We start from the raw sequence: 19,743 nt of genomic DNA on the forward strand, positions 1-19,743 counted from the left end.
TAGGATCAAGCCTTACGGGCAATTAGTATCAGTTAGCTGAACGCATTACTGCGCTTACACACCTGACCTATCAACGTCCTGGTCTCGAACGACCCTTCAAGGGGATCTAGTCCCCAGGGATATCTCATCTTAAGGCGAGTTTCCCGCTTAGATGCTTTCAGCGGTTATCTCTTCCGAACATAGCTACCCGGCGATGCCACTGGCGTGACAACCGGTACACCAGAGGTTCGTCCACTCCGGTCCTCTCGTACTAGGAGCAGCCCCCTTCAAATATCCAACGCCCACGGCAGATAGGGACCAAACTGTCTCACGACGTTTTAAACCCAGCTCACGTACCTCTTTAAATGGCGAACAGCCATACCCTTGGGACCGGCTACAGCCCGAGGATGAGATGAGCCGACATCGAGGTGCCAAACACCGCCGTCGATATGAACTCTTGGGCGGTATCAGCCTGTTATCCCCAGAGTACCTTTTATCCGTTGAGCGATGGCCCTTCCATACAGAACCACCGGATCACTATGACCTGCTTTCGCACCTGCTCGACTTGTCGGTCTCGCAGTTAAGCACGCTTATGCCATTGCACTATCAGCACGATTTCCGACCGTACCTAGCGTACCTTCGTACTCCTCCGTTACGCTTTGGGAGGAGACCGCCCCAGTCAAACTGCCTACCATGCACTGTCCCCGACCCGGATCACGGGCCAAGGTTAGAACCTCAAACAAACGGTGGTATTTCAAGGACGGCTCCACCGAAACTAGCGTTCCGGTTTCATAGCCTCCCACCTATCCTACACAGATCGGTTCAAAGTCCAATGCAAAGCTACAGTAAAGGTTCATGGGGTCTTTCCGTCTAGCCGCGGGTAGATTGCATCATCACAAACACTTCAACTTCGCTGAGTCTCGGGAGGAGACAGTGTGGCCATCGTTACGCCATTCGTGCAGGTCGGAACTTACCCGACAAGGAATTTCGCTACCTTAGGACCGTTATAGTTACGGCCGCCGTTTACCGGGACTTCAATCAAGAGCTTGCACCCCATCATTTAATCTTCCGGCACCGGGCAGGCGTCACACCCTATACGTCCACTTTCGTGTTTGCAGAGTGCTGTGTTTTATTAAACAGTCGCAGCCACCAGTTTATTGCAACCCCTTCACCCTCCTGGCGCAGGCCAGTCAAGCTACAAGGGCGTACCTTATCCCGAAGTTACGGTACCAATTTGCCGAGTTCCTTCTCCCGAGTTCTCTCAAGCGCCTTAGAATACTCATCTCGCCCACCTGTGTCGGTTTGCGGTACGGTCATCGTTAGACTGAAGCTTAGAGGCTTTTCTTGGAACCACTTCCAATTGCTTCGCTCCCTAAGGAGCTCGCGCCACACCCTTGAATTGCGCGCCCGGATTTGCCTAAGCGCCTTCTCCAATGCAGCGACCGGGACTTCCAACACCCGGACAACCTTCCGCGATCCGTCCCCCCATCGCATCTAACAATGGTGCAGGAATATTGACCTGCTTCCCATCAGCTACGCATTTCTGCCTCGCCTTAGGGGCCGACTCACCCTACGCCGATGAACGTTGCGTAGGAAACCTTGGGCTTACGGCGAGGGGGCCTTTCACCCCCTTTATCGCTACTCATGTCAGCATTCGCACTTCCGATACCTCCAGCACGCTTTTCAACGCACCTTCGCAGGCTTACGGAACGCTCTCCTACCATGCGTGCAAAGCACGCATCCGCAGCTTCGGTATATAGCTTAGCCCCGTTACATCTTCCGCGCAGGACGACTCGATCAGTGAGCTATTACGCTTTCTTTAAAGGGTGGCTGCTTCTAAGCCAACCTCCTGACTGTTTTAGCCTTCCCACTTCGTTTCCCACTTAGCTATATTTGGGGACCTTAGCTGGCGGTCTGGGTTGTTTCCCTCTTGACACCGGACGTTAGCACCCGATGTCTGTCTCCCGTGATTGCACTCTTCGGTATTCGGAGTTTGCTATGGCGGGGTAATCTGCAATAGACCCCCCAACCATGACAGTGCTCTACCCCGAAGGTGAGACACGAGGCACTACCTAAATAGTTTTCGGAGAGAACCAGCTATTTCCAAGTTTGTTTAGCCTTTCACCCCTATCCACAGCTCATCCCCTAACTTTTCAACGTTAGTGGGTTCGGACCTCCAGTACGTGTTACCGCACCTTCATCCTGGCCATGGATAGATCACTTGGTTTCGGGTCTACGCCCAGCAACTGAACGCCCTATTCGGACTCGCTTTCGCTACGCCTGCCCTATACGGTTAAGCTTGCTACTGAACGTAAGTCGCTGACCCATTATACAAAAGGTACGCCGTCACCCCTTACGAGGCTCCGACTGTTTGTATGCATGCGGTTTCAGGATCTATTTCACTCCTCCCGGGGTTCTTTTCGCCTTTCCCTCACGGTACTGGTTCACTATCGGTCGATCACGAGTATTTAGCCTTGGAGGATGGTCCCCCCATCTTCAGACAGGATTTCACGTGTCCCGCCCTACTTGTCGCACACCTAGTTCTTTCATACTGTTTTCGCCTACAGGGCTATCACCTGCTATGGCCGCACTTTCCAGAGCGTTCGGCTAACAATACAAATAAAGAGTGCAAGGCTCATCCCATTTCGCTCGCCACTACTTTGGGAATCTCGGTTGATTTCTTTTCCTGCGGTTACTTAGATGTTTCAGTTCACCGCGTTCGCTTCTCATGGCCTATGTATTCAGCCATGGATACTCCAAAAGGAGTGGGTTTCCCCATTCGGACATCCCCGGATCAAAGCTTGTTTGCCAGCTCCCCGGGGCTTTTCGCAGGCTACCGCGTCCTTCATCGCCTGTGATCGCCAAGGCATCCACCACATGCACTTGTTCGCTTGACCCTATAACGAGTCTGTCTCGTCGACAGTCGTTACAGGTTGAGTTCTCGCGTTGTGCCGTATTCCAATTGAGTCAAACATAGAGTTCGAATCATCTTGAGATACATCGATACAATCACAACCCGGATAACTTTCACGTCCATCTCAAGACGCTTCCGCTATCCAAATTACTTACTTCTTCCAGATTGTTAAAGAACGACAGCCGATACCTACTACATATCACTCTGACTGGCTCAATCGCCAATGACAAAAGTTCGACTACGTCGAACGCTTGTCATTGAAGATTGGTGGAGGCAGACGGGATCGAACCGACGACCCCCTGCTTGCAAAGCAGGTGCTCTCCCAGCTGAGCTATGCCCCCATATGTACAGAGAACCTCAGGTGTGAGCCGGTCGGCTTGGGGTACTCGTAAGCGCCAAAGCGCTAACGATCACCGACACGTCAGACAATGGTGGGTCTGGTTGGATTCGAACCAACGACCCCCGCCTTATCAAGACGGTGCTCTAACCGACTGAGCTACAGACCCCTGAGTCTGTCTTTAATTTACAGCCGATAAGCGTGAGCGCTCAACTTTGCGAGAAGCTCTGGAAAGGAGGTGATCCAGCCGCACCTTCCGATACGGCTACCTTGTTACGACTTCACCCCAGTCATGAATCCTACCGTGGTGACCGTCCTCCTTGCGGTTAGACTAGCCACTTCTGGTAAAACCCACTCCCATGGTGTGACGGGCGGTGTGTACAAGACCCGGGAACGTATTCACCGCGGCATGCTGATCCGCGATTACTAGCGATTCCAGCTTCATGCACTCGAGTTGCAGAGTGCAATCCGGACTACGATCGGTTTTCTGGGATTAGCTCCCCCTCGCGGGTTGGCAACCCTCTGTTCCGACCATTGTATGACGTGTGAAGCCCTACCCATAAGGGCCATGAGGACTTGACGTCATCCCCACCTTCCTCCGGTTTGTCACCGGCAGTCTCCTTAGAGTGCTCTTGCGTAGCAACTAAGGACAAGGGTTGCGCTCGTTGCGGGACTTAACCCAACATCTCACGACACGAGCTGACGACAGCCATGCAGCACCTGTGCGCCGGTTCTCTTTCGAGCACTCCCACCTCTCAGCAGGATTCCGACCATGTCAAGGGTAGGTAAGGTTTTTCGCGTTGCATCGAATTAATCCACATCATCCACCGCTTGTGCGGGTCCCCGTCAATTCCTTTGAGTTTTAATCTTGCGACCGTACTCCCGAGGCGGTCAACTTCACGCGTTAGCTACGTTACTAAGGAAATGAATCCCCAACAACTAGTTGACATCGTTTAGGGCGTGGACTACCAGGGTATCTAATCCTGTTTGCTCCCCACGCTTTCGTGCATGAGCGTCAGTATTGGCCCAGGGGGCTGCCTTCGCCATCGGTATTCCTCCACATCTCTACGCATTTCACTGCTACACGTGGAATTCTACCCCCCTCTGCCATACTCTAGCCTGCCAGTCACCAATGCAGTTCCCAGGTTGAGCCCGGGGATTTCACATCGGTCTTAGCAAACCGCCTGCGCACGCTTTACGCCCAGTAATTCCGATTAACGCTCGCACCCTACGTATTACCGCGGCTGCTGGCACGTAGTTAGCCGGTGCTTATTCTTCCGGTACCGTCATCCCCCGGCTATATTAGAACCAAGGATTTCTTTCCGGACAAAAGTGCTTTACAACCCGAAGGCCTTCTTCACACACGCGGCATTGCTGGATCAGGCTTTCGCCCATTGTCCAAAATTCCCCACTGCTGCCTCCCGTAGGAGTCTGGGCCGTGTCTCAGTCCCAGTGTGGCTGGTCGTCCTCTCAGACCAGCTACTGATCGTCGCCTTGGTAGGCCTTTACCCCACCAACTAGCTAATCAGCCATCGGCCAACCCTATAGCGCGAGGCCCGAAGGTCCCCCGCTTTCATCCGTAGATCGTATGCGGTATTAATCCGGCTTTCGCCGGGCTATCCCCCACTACAGGACATGTTCCGATGTATTACTCACCCGTTCGCCACTCGCCACCAGGTGCAAGCACCCGTGCTGCCGTTCGACTTGCATGTGTAAGGCATGCCGCCAGCGTTCAATCTGAGCCAGGATCAAACTCTTCAGTTTAAACCTGTTACTGTTTTCGGTTCGGTTAAGAACCGGTCGCTCACTCAAAGCTGACAGGTATATGAATTGCTTCATAAACCTGACTTACTTTAGTGTGAGACTCTTGATACTTTCGCTTTCTGATCCGAGGATCAGCTCGCTGCCATCAAGCGCCCACACTTATCGGCTGTTAATTTTTAAAGAGCGTTTCTGCGAGGAACTTCGCGTTTCTCAGCAGCGCTGCGTTTTCAGCAGCAGAGAAGCGAAATTATGAACCGTGTTTCGCAGCTCGTCAACAACTTTTTAACTGCTTCGTTGCGACTGCGGGGTTCATCTTCGTGTGCTGCTCGGGCTCGCTACCACCAACCCCACAACAGCATCGCTTCCCTCTCCCGCGCCGCGTTTCCGTTAGCGCGAAAGAGGCGTGATTCTATGCACCCCGCGTCAATCGCGCAAGGGGTTTCGCAAAAAATATATGACCCCGCACGCTGCCGCGTGCGGGGTCATATATAGAAGCAACGAAACGGTCAGGTCACGCGCACCTGCCGTGCGACGATCTCCATATAGTGATCGAGATCCGGCGTCACCTTCCCTGCTTCCTTCGCCGTATCGTCCCAGCGGCGCAAACGCAGCGCGTCCTCCGCAAACGGGCGCTGCAGGAACGCCGCCGTCTCCTCTTCGCTGAAGATGCCGCCCTGCAGCGCGAGGCTGCGCACCGAGTCCGGCGACAGGCTCTCGAAGTAGCCAGCGTCCGTGCGGCACAGGCAGCGCTTCGCATCGACGTGCAGCCGGATCGGTTCCAGCACCGCGTCGGAAAACAGCGGTCGCAGAAACGGCAGCACGTAATACTGATGCAGATCGTCGATCCCGCGCGCGCTCGGCGTCTCGCCCTGGCGATTCAGCAGATGCCCTAGGTCGTGCAGGAACGCCGCCGCAACCAGTGCTTCGTCAGCGCCCGCCTCTTCCGCCAGCAATCCGCTTTGCAACGCATGCTCGAGCTGCGTGACGGGTTCACCGCTATAGGCCACATGGCCGTGCTCGCGATACAGCCCGTGGATCTCTTCCACCGTCAATGCCATTCGCTCACTCCCAAGGCAGCGAAAACGTCTTCAGGTTCGTGAAGCTCTTCATCGCCTCCTGAACACCTTCCTTGTAACCGAGCCCCGAATCCTTGATCCCGCCGAACGGCGACAACTCGATCCGGTATCCGGGCACTTCCCATACATTCACGGTGCCGACGTTCAGTTCGTTCACGAACCGCACGACAGCCGCCGTGCTGTCCGTACAGACGCCCGACGACAGCCCGAACGCGGTTCCGTTGCTGATCCGGATCGCGTCGTCGATCGTGTCGAACGTGATGACGGGCGATACGGGACCGAAGGTCTCCTCGCGCACGATCGTCATCGACGGATCGACGTTGTCGAGCACGGTCGGCGCATACAGCGCGCCGCGCCGCACGTTGCCGGTCAGCAGGCGCGCACCCTGCGCAACCGCCTCGTCGACCCGCGCCTCGAACAGCCGCGCCGCCGCCTCGTCGATCACCGTGCCCATTTCGTTCGCCGGATCGAACGGATCGCCGTACTTCCACGCGCGCGTCTTCTCGACGAGCAGCTCGGTGAACGCGGGCGCGATCGAGCGCTGCACCAGCATCCGCTTGACGGCCGTGCAGCGCTGGCCCGAATTCCGGTACGAACCGAGCACCGCCAGCGATGCCGCACGTTCGAGATCGGCGTCTTCGAGAACGATCAGCGGGTCGTTGCCGCCCAGCTCCAGCACGATGCGCCGGTAGCCGGCCCGCGCGACAATCGCCTTGCCGATCGCAACGCCGCCGGTGAAGGTGATCAGCGATGCATGCGGATGCGTAACGAGTTCGTCCGCGATCTCGCGCGGATCGCCGGTCAGCACCTGCAGCATCGGCTCCGGCAGTCCGGCCTCATACAGCAGATCGGCCAGATAGAACGCCGACAGCGGCACCTTCTCCGACGGCTTCACGATCACGCGGTTGTTGGTCGCGATCGCCGGCGCGATCTTGTGCGCAACCTGGTTCATCGGATGATTGAACGGCGTGATCGCGACGATCACGCCGTCGAGCGGCTGCCGCTGCGAGAACACGCGCCGCGCCTTGCCGTGGGGCGTCAGGTCGCACGAGAAACTTTGCGCGTCGTCACGCAGCGCCTCGACCGCCGCGAACTTCAGCACGTCGGCAACGCGGCCGATCTCGTAGCGGGAATCCTGTTTCGACAGCCCGGATTCGAGCGTGATCAGGTCGGACGCTTCCTCGGTGCGCTCGCGCAGCAGCGCGGCCGCGCGTTCGAGGATCTGCGAACGTTCGTAGCGCGTGAGCTTCGGCCGGTAGGCCATCGCGTAATCGAACGCGGCGCGCACGTCGTCGACGCTGGCGAGCGGCGCGGTACCGACCCGCGCGCCCGTATAAGGATCGTCGATATCGAAGGTGCGCTCGCGTGTCGCGCGCGTGCCGCACCAGCGCAGCGCCTCGGCGCGAAACTCGGGATGGTCTTGCCGGGGGTGGACCATCATGTCGCGATCCGGTTCAGCACGAAATCGAACACGTCGAAGTTGCGCGGGCGACGCGCGGGATCGTCCCGCTCGATACGGCGATTGAACAGCAGCGGCACCTCCTGTTCCGACACACCGCCATGCGAACGCAGCGGCACCGTGAGGCCCGACAAGTCGTGTTCGCGCTCGCGCGTACCGAGCGTCATGTCGCGGCGGCCGATCACGACGAGATCGCCGATCCGGTCGGCCGGCAGCTCGAAGCGTGCGGCGGCTTCCGCGTTGTCGAGCACGAGCTCGACACCGTCGAGGCCGCCGACACGCCACATCGCCTCGGCCCGGTCGACGCCTGGCGTCAGGTAGATGGTTGCAAACGAACCGAGCGCGCCGTGGTGCACGACATACGGATCAGTGATCGGCAGGATCACGCGCGCGGCCTGCGCACCGTACCAGCCGTCGAACGCATCCTGCAGATAAATCACGTTCGGGCGGCCGGTCGTGGGATCGTGCTTCGCGTTCATCCCGTGGTCGGCCGTGAGCGCGATCGCCCAGCCAAGCGCGTCGAGCTGCGCGAGGTAACCGTCCATCATCGCGTAGAACGCGTTCGCGCCGGCGCTGCCCGGCTCGCACTTGTGCTGCACGTAGTCGGTGGTCGACAGGTACATCAGGTCGACCTGCCGCGTCTGCGCGAGCCGCACGCCGGCCGCGAACACGAACTCGGACAACGCCGCGCTGTAGACATCCGGCGATGGAAGGCCGACCCAGTCGAGCACGTCGGCGATGCCGTTTTCCGCGAGATTCGCCTGCGCGGCCTTCTCGGCGGAAAAGCAGATGCCGTTCAGCTGCCAGCCGAGCAACCGGCGCAGCTTGTCCTTCGCCGTCACGACGGCCACCCGCGCGCCGGCGTCGGACGCCGCCGCGAGCAGCGTGCCGGCCCGCAGATAGGCCGGGTCGTTCATCATCACTTCGGCGCCGCGCCCGCCGTCGGCGGTCGCGTCCCAGAAATAGTTGCCGCAGATTCCGTGGACCGACGGCGGCACGCCGCAGACGATCGACAGGTTGTTCGGGTTGGTGAAGGTCGGCACGACACAATCGGCGCGCCACGCCGTGCCTTCCGCGATCATCCGGCCAATGAACGGCGCGACGCCCGCTTCCACCGCACGTTCGAGATAGTCGTACTCGCAGCCGTCGACACAGACGACGACGGTCGGCTCGACCGGCAGCCGGTAGCACCGGCCGTTGACGTCGACCGAGCGTCCCGCGAGATCCGGCGATACGCCGGCCGCCGACGCTTCATCGGGACGGCGCAATGCGAACGCGGCGTTCATGATGCCGCCCGCGTGCCGCGCGGCACACGCGCGGCGATCAGCAGCAGCGCCGCGAGCGACGCGCCGAGCATCAGCAGCGACAGCGCCGATGCCGGAAGGTAATAACCACGCTCGACCTGGCCGATCACGACGATCGGCACGGTCGCGAAGCCGGGCGGATAAACCGTCAGTGTGGCGCCGAGCTCGCCGAGCGACAGCGCGAAGCCGAGCGCGAGGCTCGCGCGCAGCGCCGGCACGAGTTGCGGCAGCAGCACGCGGCGCAGCACCATCGCTGGTGGCGCACCGAGGCTCGCCGCAGCTTCGCGCAGCACGGTCAGCTCCGGACGCAGCGCGGCGGCCGCGCAGCGATAGCAGAACGGCAAAATCAGCGCGAGCTGCACGAGCACGACGATCGCCGCCGAGCTCGACAGGTCGACCGGCTTCTGGTGATACGCGATCAGCACCGCGAGCCCGAGCACGACGCTCGGCACGCCGTTCGGCACCATCACGAGCGCGTCGACGACCGCGCCGAGGCCGCGCCGGTCGCGCCCTTCGAGCGCAAGCGCAAGCCACAGCCCGAGGATCGTGCCGATCGCCGACACGCCGAAGCCGATTTCGAGGCTCGTCAGCAGCGCGTCGTATTCCGGCGAGCCGAGCCGCTCGAACCAGCGCAGGCTGTAGCCGGCCGGCAAGATCGTGCCCGACCATCGCGTCGCCACGCTCGACAGCGCGACGACGATGACGGGCAGCACGAACAGCCAGAAGCATGCGAACGCGGCCAGCGCAAGCGCGGCGCGCGACGCATGCTTGAGCAGCGCGTCGCTCCAGCCGATCCGGTGGCGCGGCACGGCCTGCCCGATACGGAATTCAGCGGACATCATTCCCTCCCGTCGCACGCCGGTTCACCCGGCGATAAACCGTATACAGCGCCAGCGACAGCGCGAGCATCACGACCGCGCCGGCCGACGCGGTCGGCAGGTCGAGATCGACGGTCGCGCTGCTGTAGATCGCGACCGGCAGCGTCACGAGCCGCGCGCTGCCGAGCACGAGCAGAATCCCGAATTCGTTCAGCGTCAGCAGGAAACACAGCACGGTGCCGGCGGCGATGCCCGGCCATGCGATCGGCAGCACGACGCGGCGCGCGAGCATCCAGCCGGGCGCGCCGAGGCTGCGCGCGGCTTCGATCAGCCGCAGGTCGAGCGTCGCGAACGACGCGAGCGTCGGCCGCACGACGAACGGCGTATAGAACACGGTCTGCGCGAGAATCACGCCGCCGATGCCGAACAGGAAATCGAGCGGGGGATTCTCGAGATGGAACAGGTGCTGCAGCGCGATGCCGATCGACCCTTGCGAGCCGTACAGGAAGATCAGCGTGAACGCGACGAGGAACGACGGAAACGCGACGTACAGTTCCAGGAAGCGCGTGACGAGCGATGCGCCCGGAAACGGCTTGAAGAACAGCAGCGCGGCCAGCAGCACGCCGAACACCGATGCGGTGCCGGCGCTCGCGAACAGCACGCCGAGCGTCGTCAACAGCACGTTGCGCGTGTCGGGGTTGCCGAAGAAGGTCCGGTATGCGGCAAAACTCAGCCCGTGATCGCCCGATACGCTCAGCAGTACGAGCCGCACCAGCGGATAGACGACGAGCGGGCCCAGCACGACGACCGCGAGCGCGGCCAGGTGCAGGTCGCCCATGCGCTTGCGGCGCCGCGCGACGGCAGCGTGCGCGGCGGCCGACGCGAGCACGTGCGGCGACAGGCCCGCTTCAGGGCTCGATAAGGATGACATCGTCTGCCTCGCAATGCAGGGAAACGCGTGCACCGCGCTCGGGGGCAGCGCCACGGCCGCGTTGCATCGTGACGCGCACGGGTTCGTCGGGCGCCGCGTCGATCACGACCGCGATCGACAGGTCCGCGCCCTGCCATTCGACGGACGACACCGTGCCGTGCAGGCCACCGGCCGCGAGCGGCATCACGGTCAGGCGCTCGGGGCGCACGCACGCGACCTTGTCGCGCACTTCGTGACGCGGATCGCCGAGCGGGAAAATCACGTGCGGCGGCAGCAGGTTCGCCGGGCCGAGATAGCGCGCGACGTAGCCGTCCCGCGGCGCGTCGTACAGCTGCTGCGGCGTACCGAGCTGCGCGACGCGGCCGTCGCGCAGCAACAGCGCGCGGTCGGACAGCACGAGCGCGTCGTCGCGGTCGTGCGTCACGCAGACGACGGTCAGGTTCGGCAGGCGCTCGTGCAGCGCCTTCAGTTCGCTGCGCACCGACGCGCGCAGGTTGGCGTCGAGCGCCGACAGCGGCTCGTCGAGCAGCAGCACGTCCGGCTCGATCACGAGCGCGCGGGCCAGCGCGACGCGCTGCTGCATTCCGCCCGAAAGCTGCGCGGGCAGGTGGTGGCCCGCATCGCCGAGCTGCACGAGCTTCAGCGCGTCGGCGACGCGTCGCGTCACTTCCGACGACGCCATCCCGCGCGCGCGCAGCCCGAATGCGACGTTCTCGAACACCGACAGGTGCGGGAACAGCGCGTAATTCTGGAACAGCAGACCGAGATTGCGCTTGTGCGGCGGCGCATAGGTCAGGTCGCGTCCGGCAACGGTCAGCGTGCCGGTCAGGCCGTCGGCCTTCACGAACCCGGCGATGAAGCGCAGCAGCGTGGTCTTGCCGCAGCCGCTCTTGCCGAGCACGGTCAGAAATTCACCGGCGCCGATCGACAGCGACAGATCTTCCAGCACCGTGCGTGCGCCGTAGCGCACGCTCAGGTGCTGGATCTGCACGCCGCCCGGCGCGCCGGACCGCAGCGTCGCGTGCGGTTCGGCGGCGCCGAATGCGCCGGGATGGGTCAGGGTGGTTTCCACCGGGTTCATCCTCTTGCTCGCTGATACAGGCGGCGTGCGCCGATCACTTCGGCTTGACGACGTCGAGCTGCTTGCCCGAGCTGCCGATCACGTCCTTCTTCCAGCGCTCGATCCACACCGGCTTCTTCGCCATCACCTGGGCCCAGTCGACCGGGATCAGCTTCACGCCCGCGATCGCCTTCTTGACCGCTTCGCCGTTCTTGCCGGCCAGCGGCACGTCCGTGCGGCCCGGGATGCCATACATGTCCGGCACCTTCGACTGCACTTCCGTCGACATCAGGTAGTCGATCAGCTTCTTGCCGGCGTCCTGGTTCGGGCTGCTCTTGATCAGGCCGATGCCGTACGGGAGCTGGAACGTGGTCGGCTGGTCGCCGTCCTTCGCGGCCAGGAAGATCGGCTTGACGGACAGCGCGCCGTGTTCGGCATCGTCGAGGTCCATCTGCAGATCGCCGTTCGCGACGCTGATCTCGTTACGCGACAGCAGCACGTTCAGGTAGCCCGTGCCCTTCGTGTGGAACTTCACGCTCTGCGACAGCTTCGCGAGGTAGTCGAATGCCTTGTCCTCGCCCATCAGCGAGGTCGTCAGGATCAGCACGGCCATCCCGTCGCCGGCCGTGGCCGGGTTCGAGTACGCGACCTTGCCGGCATAGCTCGGCGACAGCAGGTCGGCGAACGTCTTCGGCTGGTTCTTCACGACGTCCGGGTTGATCGCGAACGAGAAGTAGTTGTTCACGAAGGTCGCCCACGTGCCGTCCTCGGCCTTCGCGATCGCCGGCACGTTCTTGTAGTTCACGCTCTGGTACGCCTGCAGCAGGCCCATCTGGCCGGCCTGCTGAATGAACGGCGGCAGCGTGACGATCACGTCGGCCTTCGGGGAATTCTTCTCGATGTTCGCGCGGTTGACGACCTCGCCGCTACCCGCCGTCACGATGTTGACCTTGACGCCTTCCTTCTTCTCGAAGGCCGGCAGCACATCGCGATAGAGGTTCTCGAGACCGTCCGCCGTATACAGCACGACCGCGTTCGCCGCATGCGCCGGCAGCGCGGCACCTTGCAGCAGACCGGCGGCGCAGGCGGCCAGCGCGAGCTTGCGGAGCGCGCCGGCAGCGGCGCGCGAGGAATTCTGCAGTGTCATCTCACTTCTCCGTAGGCGGAACACCAAACGGCCGGGGCATGTCCGGCGCTGTCGGCCAGAGTTAGCGCTTCAGCGCTTACTCTGGCCCCATGCAAGGCCTGTTATCTCCGGGCAGGCCGATAAGCGGCCCGCCTCGCCGCCGCGCTGCGGTTGGTTTCGCGCGGCAACCGAAGGATCACAGCGTTCAATGACAAACCCGTGACGAGTGCCACAATTTCCAAAAAATGACACATTTTGCCAATATCATGCAAGTCATCCGGAAATGCCGCCCGGCGTTTCGTTCGCCCTTTGCTGGAGAAAAACCATGCCAGATCCGATCCTTCTCACGCCCGGCCCGCTCACCACGTCCGCCACAACCCGCCACGCAATGCAACATGACTGGGGGTCGTGGGACACTGCTTTCAACCAGCTGACGGCCAGCGTCTGCACGGACCTCGTCGCGATCGCGCGCGGCGACGACGACTACGTGTGCGTGCCGATGCAGGGCAGCGGCACGTTCTCGGTCGAGGCCGCGCTCGGCACGCTGGTGCCGCGCGACGGCGTCGTGCTCGTGCCCGACAACGGCGCGTATTGCGCGCGCATCCTGAAGATCCTCGGCCGGCTCGGCATCGACGCGATCGCGTTGCCGTTCGGCGAGGACGCGGCCGTCGACGCGGCCGCGGTCGAGGCCGCGTTCGCACGCGAGCCGCGCATCACGCACGTCGCGCTCGTGCACCTGGAGACGAGCGCCGGCATCCTGAATCCGCTGGACGCAATCGCGGCCGCGTGCCGGCGCCACGGCAAGCGGCTGATCGTCGATGCGATGAGTTCGTTCGGCGCGCTGCCGATCGCGCTGGCGGACAGCGGCATCGATGCACTGATCTCGGCGAGCGGCAAATGCCTCGAAGGCGTGCCGGGGATGGGTTTCGCGATTGTGCAGCGCGACACGCTCGACGCGAGCGAAGGCAACTCGCGGTCGCTCGCGCTCGATCTCCACGATCAATATTCATACCTGCGCAAAACCGGCCAGTGGCGCTTCACGCCGCCGACGCACGTGATCGCCGCGCTGCGCGCCGCGCTCGACCAGTACCTCGCCGAAGGCGGCCAGCCGGCGCGCGGCGCGCGCTATGCGGAGAACTGCCGGACGCTGGTCGAATCGATGCGCGCGCTCGGCTTCGTGCCGTTTCTCGACGCGAGCGTGCAGGCGCCCGTGATCGTCACGTTCCACGCGCCCGACCATCCGGCCTACGATTTCCGCCGCTTCTACGACGCGGTGCGCGACGCGGGCTTCATCCTGTATCCGGGCAAGCTCACGCAGCTCGAGACATTCCGCGTCGGCTGCATCGGCGCGATCGATGCCGACGATATCCGGCGCGCGGTCGCGGCGATCGCGCAGGCGGTCGAATCGCTCGGAATCGCCGTGCAGCGCGCATAACGCGACACGCGCGCCGGGACACAAGCCGGCGCATCAGCCGGCGCACCAACAAAAAAGCCCGGCGGCCAACCGGCCGCCGGGCGAACACACGAGATGTGCGTGGAGTTGGTGCTTACAGCTCGATCCGCTTGATGTCGCCGACGACGAAGATGTACGACAGCGCGCCGACCAGCGCGATCACGCCGATGAACACGAGCGCGCCGACGAACGAGCCGGTCGACGCAACGATGAAGCCGACGACGAGCGGCGTGATGATGCCGGCCAGATTCGCCGCGAAGTTGAAGATGCCGCCGGTCACGCCGAGCAGGCCGTCCGGCGCGATGTCGGACACGAGCGTCCAGCCGAGCGCGGCCATCCCCTGCGCGAAGAACGCGACCGACATGATCGCGATCACGGCTTCGTTGCTTTGCACGTAGTTCGCGAGAATGATCGTCGACGCGAGCAGCAGGCCGGCGATGATCGGCAGCTTGCGCGCGAGGTTCGCGGACTTGCCGCGGCGCAGCAGCCAGTCGGAGAAGATCCCGCCGAACATCACGCCGACCGACGCGGCGATGAACGGCATGATCGCGAAGAAGCCGATCTTCAGCCAGCCCATGTGGCGCTCTGTCGCGAGATAGGTCGGGAACCAGGTCAGGAAGAACACGAGCGTCGAGTTGCCGGCGAACTGGCCGAGGCAGATGCCCGCGAGCTGGCGCTTCTTCAGCAATTTGCCGGCCATCGACCAGCTGAACTTCGTCTGCGCGGCCTTGCCGTCCTTGTCGCCGGCCTTGCGCGCGGCGTGCACGAGGCCGCCGCCGGCCTCGATATAGGCCAGTTCCGCCGCATTCGCGCCCGGATGGTTGCGCGGCTCGTGGTAGAACTTCCACCAGACGAGACCGAAGGCAATGCCGACCGCACCGACGACCCAGAACAGCGAGCGCCAGCCGAACGCGCCCATCAGCGCGAACAGCACGGGGCTGAAGAACGCGAGGCCGATGTACTCGCCGACGGTATAGGTGCCCGTCGCCATCGCGCGCTCGTTCTGCGGGAACCACGTCGCGACGACGCGGCTGTTGGTCGGGAAACACGGCGCTTCCGTCACGCCGAGGCCGAGCCGGCATGCGAGCAGCGTCCCGACGCCGGGCACGAAGCCCTGCAGGAGCGTGCACAGCGACCACAGCGTCATCGACCAGTAATAGGTGATCTTGCTGCCGAAGCGGTCGAGGAACAGGCCGCCGGGCACCTGCATCGCGACGTACGTCCACGAGAACGCGGAGAACATGATGCCCATCACGGCCGCGTTGATGCCGAGCTCCTTGGTGAGCTGCGGCGCAGCCACCCCCAGCACGGTACGGTCGAGATAGTTGATCATCGTGCCGATCGCGAGCAGCGCGAGAATCTTGTAGCGCGCCGAGGTGCGCCGGACCGTGCCGGCCGCCGCGGACGCGGCGTTCGTGTGGGTGGTGTGCTGCATGGTTGTCTCCTGGTCTATTTTTCAGCTAGTCGGTAGAAGGGTCAGCGTGCGACGAGCGACTGAAAGTGATCGAACATTCGCTCGGGGTCGGGCGTGCGTCCGGTGAAGAGCTCGAACGCGTCGACGGCCTGGTAGACGGCCATCCCGCCACCTGGCAGCGTGGCGCAGCCGGCCGCGCGCGCGGCACGGATCAACTCGGTTTCGAGCGGGAAATACACGATGTCGGCCACCCACATGCCCGCGTGGAGCAGCTCGGCCGGCAGCGGCAGGCCCGGGTGCTTGGTCATGCCGGTCGGCGTGCAATGGATCAGGCCGGTCGCGGCGTGCATCGCGGCCGCGAGATCGCTGCCCGGCGTGACCCGGGCGGCCGGGAAGCGCTGCTGCAGTTCGCCCGCGAGCGCCGTGGCGCGCGTGCCGTCGACGTCGAAGATCGTCAGTTCGGCGGCACCCATCTGCAGCGCCGCATGCGCGACGGCCGCGCCCGCGCCGCCCGCGCCGAGCTGCACGGCACGTTCGAGCGACGCGTCGGGCAGCCCGCGGCGGAACGACTTCGCGAAACCCGACCAGTCGGTGTTGTGGCCGATCCGCTTGCCGTCCTTGAACAGCACGGTGTTCACCGCACCGAGCGCGCGGGCATCGTCCGACAGCTCATCGAGGTGTTCGATCACGCGCTGCTTGCACGGGTGCGTGATGTTGAGGCCGTTGTAGCCCATCCGCTGCGCGGCATCGAGCAGTTCCGGCAGCGCGTCGGCGGTCACGCCGAGCACGTCCAGATCGATGCGCCGGTACACGTAGCCGAATCCCTGGCGGAAGCCTTCTTCCTCATGCATCGCGGGCGACAGCGAACCGCCGATGCCCTGGCCGATCAGGCCGATCAGAAACGACGGGCGGCTCATCGCGCGGCTCCCTGCGCAAACAGCGTCGACAGACGCTGCAGCGCGAACACGTAGCCTTCGGTGCCGCAGCCGCAGATCACGGCTTCGGCGACCGCCGACACATAGGAATGGTGGCGGAACGCCTCGCGGCGATGCACGTTCGAGATATGCACTTCGATCACCGGCTTCGCGATCGCGGACAGCGCATCGGCCAATGCCACAGACGTATGCGTATAGGCGGCCGGGTTGATCACGATGCCGTGCGTGTCGTGACGCGCCGCATGCAGCCAGTCGATCAACTGGTGCTCCGCGTTCGACTGGCGGAAGTCGATCTCCAGCCCGAGCCCGTCGGCCGCCGCGCGGCAGCGCTGCTCGACGTCGGCGAGCGTTTCCGCGCCGTAGATATGGGGCTCGCGTGTCCCCAGCAGATTCAGGTTCGGGCCGTTCAGCACCAGCACCTTGTGCTTGCTCATGGTGATTCTGCTCCTAAAACGGGGGCGAATCGCTAGCCGACTTCGCCCCCTGACGTCAAGATTCGGCGCTAGTGTGCGCTAGCGCAAGCGCAATGTCTTTTCGGGTTTTCGCTAGTTTGTACCACCTAGTTAGTTTGTATAATTCATGTCACTTACCCAGTAAATTCGGGATATGGCGCGCGCCCGGAACTCAACGACTGGTTCATTCAGGGCCGGTTCGACCGACGCCATGCCCCGCTCACCCGCAGGATTCGCCCATGCAGCGCTCGATCGCCACCGTGTCACTGTCCGGCACGCTCGCCGAGAAGCTCGCCGCCGTCCAGGCCGCAGGCTTCGACGGTGTCGAAATCTTCGAAAACGACCTCGTCTACTTCGACGGATCGCCGGCCGACGTCCGGCGCATGGCTGCCGATCTCGGCCTCGACATCGTGCTGTTCCAGCCGTTTCGCGACTTCGAGGGCGTGAGCGCGGCACAACTCGCACGCAACCTCGATCGCATCAAGCGCAAGTTCGACGTGATGCACGCGCTCGGCACCGATCGCATCCTCGTCTGCAGCAACGTGTCGGTCGACACGATCGCGGACGACGGGCTGCTCGTCGACCAGCTCGGCGCGCTCGCCGAAGCCGCGCGGGAGGCCGGCGTGGTCGCCGCGTACGAAGCGCTTGCGTGGGGCCGCGTCGTGAACCGGTACGGCCATGCGTGGAAACTCGTGAATGCGGTGAACAGCCCGCATCTCGGCCTCGCGCTCGACAGCTTCCACACGCTGTCGCTCGACGATTCGCCGGATGCGATCGCCGAGATTCCCGGCGACCGGATCGCGTTCGTGCAGATCGCCGATGCGCCGAAACTCGCGATGGACGTGCTCGAATGGAGCCGCCACTTCCGCTCGTTCCCCGGCCAGGGCGACTTCGACCTCGCGCGCTTCACCGCGCGCGTGATCGAATCGGGCTACACCGGGCCGCTGTCGCTCGAGATCTTCAACGACGGCTTCCGCGCGGCGCCGACCGCGATCACGGCCGCCGACGGCCATCGCTCGCTGCTCTATCTGGAAGAACTGACACGCGCGCGGCTTGCGCAGGACGGCCGTGTGCCGGCCGCCAGCCAGCCGCTCTTCGCGCCGCCGGCGCCGCCCGCGCACGTCGGGTTCCAGTTCATCGAATTCGCGGTCGACGCGCAGGCGGCAGCGACCGTCGGCGAATGGCTCGGCAGGATGCGCTTCCGGCTCGCCGGCCGGCATCGCTCGAAGGATGTGACGCTGTTCCAGCACGGCGCCGCGTCGATCGTGCTGAACGCGGAGCGCGATTCGTTCGCCGATGTGTTCTTCCAGCAGCACGGGCTGTCGCTGTGCGCGTCGGCGTTTCGCGTCGACGACGCGAAAGTGGCGTTCGAACGCGCGGCCGGCTTCGGCTACGCACCGTTCTCCGGCCGCGTCGGGCCGAACGAGCGCGTGCTGCCGAGCGTGCAGGCGCCGGACGGCAGCCTCGAGTATTTCGTCGACGAAGCGCCGAACGCGCCGACGCTGTATGAATCGGACTTCGTGCTGACCGACATCGACGGCCCGACCGAAGTCGGCCCGCTGACGGGCATCGACCATGTGTGCCTCGCGCTGCCGGCCGACGCGCTCGACACATGGATCCTGTTCTTCAAGACGGCGTTCGGCTTCGAGGCCGAGCGCAGCTGGCTCGTGCCCGATCCGTACGGGCTGATGCGCAGCCGCGCGGTGCGCAGCGCCGACGGCTCGGTGCGGATCGCGCTGAACGCGTCGGTCGACCGTCATACGGCCGTCGCCGAATCGCTCGATCGTTACCACGGCACCGGGCTGAACCACGTCGCGTTCCGCACCGACGACATCGTGAAGACAATCGCCGCGTTCGCAGCCGACGGCGTGCCGTTCCTGCGCATTCCGCCGAACTACTACGACGATCTCGCCGCGCGCTACGCGCTGCCGGACGAACTGATCGACACGCTGAGCGCGCACCACCTGCTGTACGACCGCGACGAGCACGGCGGCGAATTCCTGCACGCGTATACGGAACTGGTCGACAACCGCTTCTCGCTCGAGATCGTCGAGCGGCGCGGCGGATACGACGGCTACGGCGCGACGAACGCGGCCGTGCGGCTCGCCGCGCAGGCGCAGCGCAGGAAATAACGGAAGGACGCGAATCGGGAGTCTGGGGCCGGATCACGTCGCGGCCCGCGTCCGCCTCAAAGGGCACGCATCCCGCGTGCACCATCGTGGCGAATCGAGCGGCTGAGCACCAGCCCGCGCGGCTGACCGCGACCCGGCCGGGAGCCGCGCTCCGTATGACGTTACATACGGTAACCCGTACCGCAACGCAGCATCCCGTCGCACACCACCGTTTTAAGAATCGCTTAAGTCTTCGACGGCACCATCCGCAACCAGTACCCGATGGTTATCTCGAAAAGGAGGAAAGCGATGAGCGCCGTAGAAGCACCCGCGGGCCGCCAGGCCGCGCCCCCTGCAAAGAAGACGATGCTGCGCCGCCTGCTCAGTCATCACGAAATCGCGACGCTGCTCGTGCTGCTGCATGCGCCGATCGGCGCGAACGCCAAAGCCGAATTGCCTGCGCTGCAGGAAGCCGGTCTCGTCGAGATGGTCAAGCTCGATCCCGATACAGCCCCGAGCTTCCGGCTGACCGAAGACGGCACGGCCGTCCTGAAAGGGCTCGGCTACCGCTGAGCTGCCGTTTCCCCGCTTCCCCGCATTGCCCCGATCC

At 63.4% G+C, this 19,743-nt stretch carries 13 protein-coding genes, 2 tRNA genes and 2 rRNA genes; 3 read left to right on the forward strand and 14 right to left on the reverse strand.

All coding sequences use genetic code 11. From position 1 onward, the window contains the following. Position 1: 1 nt before the first annotated feature. The 11 genes from MRS60_RS24755 to phnS all read right to left on the reverse strand — a co-directional run bounded on the left by MRS60_RS24755 (position 2) and on the right by phnS (position 12,789). Positions 2-2,876 (reverse strand): 23S ribosomal RNA (locus MRS60_RS24755). A 282-nt stretch (positions 2,877-3,158) separates the two neighbouring features. After that, positions 3,159-3,234 (reverse strand) — tRNA-Ala (locus MRS60_RS24760). 88 nt (positions 3,235-3,322) lie between these two features. Next, positions 3,323-3,399, reverse strand: a tRNA-Ile gene (locus tag MRS60_RS24765). 62 nt (positions 3,400-3,461) lie between these two features. Further along, a 16S ribosomal RNA gene (locus tag MRS60_RS24770) occupies positions 3,462-4,994 on the reverse strand. The 16S and 23S rRNA genes sit together here with 2 tRNA genes alongside, the layout of an rRNA operon. A gap of 506 nt (positions 4,995-5,500) precedes the next feature. Then, entirely contained in the window at positions 5,501-6,052 is a 552-nt protein-coding gene (locus tag MRS60_RS24775) for a phosphonate degradation HD-domain oxygenase (RefSeq protein ID WP_243565718.1), read from the reverse strand. 4 nt (positions 6,053-6,056) lie between these two features. Beyond that, the gene (phnY, locus tag MRS60_RS24780; protein ID WP_034181792.1) at positions 6,057-7,511 is read right to left on the reverse strand and encodes a phosphonoacetaldehyde dehydrogenase; all 1,455 of its coding nucleotides are present in this window, start codon (positions 7,509-7,511) and stop codon (positions 6,057-6,059) included. Further along, entirely contained in the window at positions 7,508-8,815 is a 1,308-nt protein-coding gene (gene phnA / locus MRS60_RS24785) for a phosphonoacetate hydrolase (protein WP_165948159.1), read from the reverse strand. The genes phnY and phnA overlap by 4 nt, the downstream gene beginning before the upstream one ends. After that, a complete protein-coding gene (gene phnV, locus MRS60_RS24790; RefSeq protein ID WP_217590878.1) occupies positions 8,812-9,672 on the reverse strand; it encodes a 2-aminoethylphosphonate ABC transport system, membrane component PhnV in 861 nt (286 codons plus the stop codon). Before phnV ends, phnA begins: the two co-directional genes overlap by 4 nt. Continuing rightward, positions 9,662-10,582 (reverse strand): 2-aminoethylphosphonate ABC transporter permease subunit, encoded by a 921-nt coding sequence (gene phnU, locus MRS60_RS24795; protein ID WP_034181789.1) that lies wholly within the window; start codon positions 10,580-10,582, stop codon positions 9,662-9,664. The genes phnV and phnU overlap by 11 nt, the downstream gene beginning before the upstream one ends. After that, the gene (gene phnT, locus MRS60_RS24800) at positions 10,560-11,663 is read right to left on the reverse strand and encodes a 2-aminoethylphosphonate ABC transport system ATP-binding subunit PhnT (protein ID WP_243565719.1); all 1,104 of its coding nucleotides are present in this window, start codon (positions 11,661-11,663) and stop codon (positions 10,560-10,562) included. The genes phnU and phnT overlap by 23 nt, the downstream gene beginning before the upstream one ends. A gap of 34 nt (positions 11,664-11,697) precedes the next feature. Then, complete coding sequence (gene phnS / locus MRS60_RS24805; RefSeq protein ID WP_243565720.1) at positions 11,698-12,789, reverse strand: 2-aminoethylphosphonate ABC transporter substrate-binding protein; 1,092 nt, start codon at positions 12,787-12,789, stop codon at positions 11,698-11,700. 304 nt (positions 12,790-13,093) lie between these two features. Between phnS and MRS60_RS24810 the strand changes: the two genes are divergently transcribed. Then, positions 13,094-14,203: a 2-aminoethylphosphonate--pyruvate transaminase gene (locus tag MRS60_RS24810; protein ID WP_175749524.1), complete on the forward strand. Its 1,110-nt coding sequence runs from the start codon at positions 13,094-13,096 to the stop codon at positions 14,201-14,203. Between the two features lie 112 nt (positions 14,204-14,315). Here MRS60_RS24810 and MRS60_RS24815 read toward each other — a convergent pair whose 3' ends face one another. From MRS60_RS24815 to aroQ, 3 genes are read right to left on the reverse strand one after another with little or no spacing between them, the layout of a single operon-like run. After that, entirely contained in the window at positions 14,316-15,656 is a 1,341-nt protein-coding gene (locus MRS60_RS24815) for an MFS transporter (RefSeq protein WP_152859511.1), read from the reverse strand. A 41-nt stretch (positions 15,657-15,697) separates the two neighbouring features. Beyond that, on the reverse strand, positions 15,698-16,552 hold the full coding sequence (locus MRS60_RS24820; RefSeq protein WP_243565721.1) for a shikimate dehydrogenase: 855 nt from the start codon (positions 16,550-16,552) through the stop codon (positions 15,698-15,700). After that, positions 16,549-17,004 carry a type II 3-dehydroquinate dehydratase gene (gene aroQ, locus MRS60_RS24825; RefSeq protein ID WP_034181783.1) on the reverse strand — a complete coding sequence of 152 codons (456 nt, stop codon included), beginning with the start codon at positions 17,002-17,004 and terminating at the stop codon, positions 16,549-16,551. The genes MRS60_RS24820 and aroQ overlap by 4 nt, the downstream gene beginning before the upstream one ends. A 257-nt stretch (positions 17,005-17,261) precedes the next feature. Here aroQ and MRS60_RS24830 point away from each other — a divergent pair, with 257 nt between their 5' ends. Next, entirely contained in the window at positions 17,262-19,154 is a 1,893-nt protein-coding gene (locus tag MRS60_RS24830; RefSeq protein ID WP_243565722.1) for a bifunctional sugar phosphate isomerase/epimerase/4-hydroxyphenylpyruvate dioxygenase family protein, read from the forward strand. 288 nt (positions 19,155-19,442) lie between these two features. Beyond that, positions 19,443-19,706 carry a hypothetical protein gene (locus MRS60_RS24835; protein ID WP_034181781.1) on the forward strand — a complete coding sequence of 88 codons (264 nt, stop codon included), beginning with the start codon at positions 19,443-19,445 and terminating at the stop codon, positions 19,704-19,706. Positions 19,707-19,743 lie beyond the last annotated feature (37 nt).

It is taken from the genome of Burkholderia pyrrocinia (assembly GCF_022809715.1).
Classification (GTDB): Bacteria; Pseudomonadota; Gammaproteobacteria; order Burkholderiales; family Burkholderiaceae; genus Burkholderia; species Burkholderia pyrrocinia_C.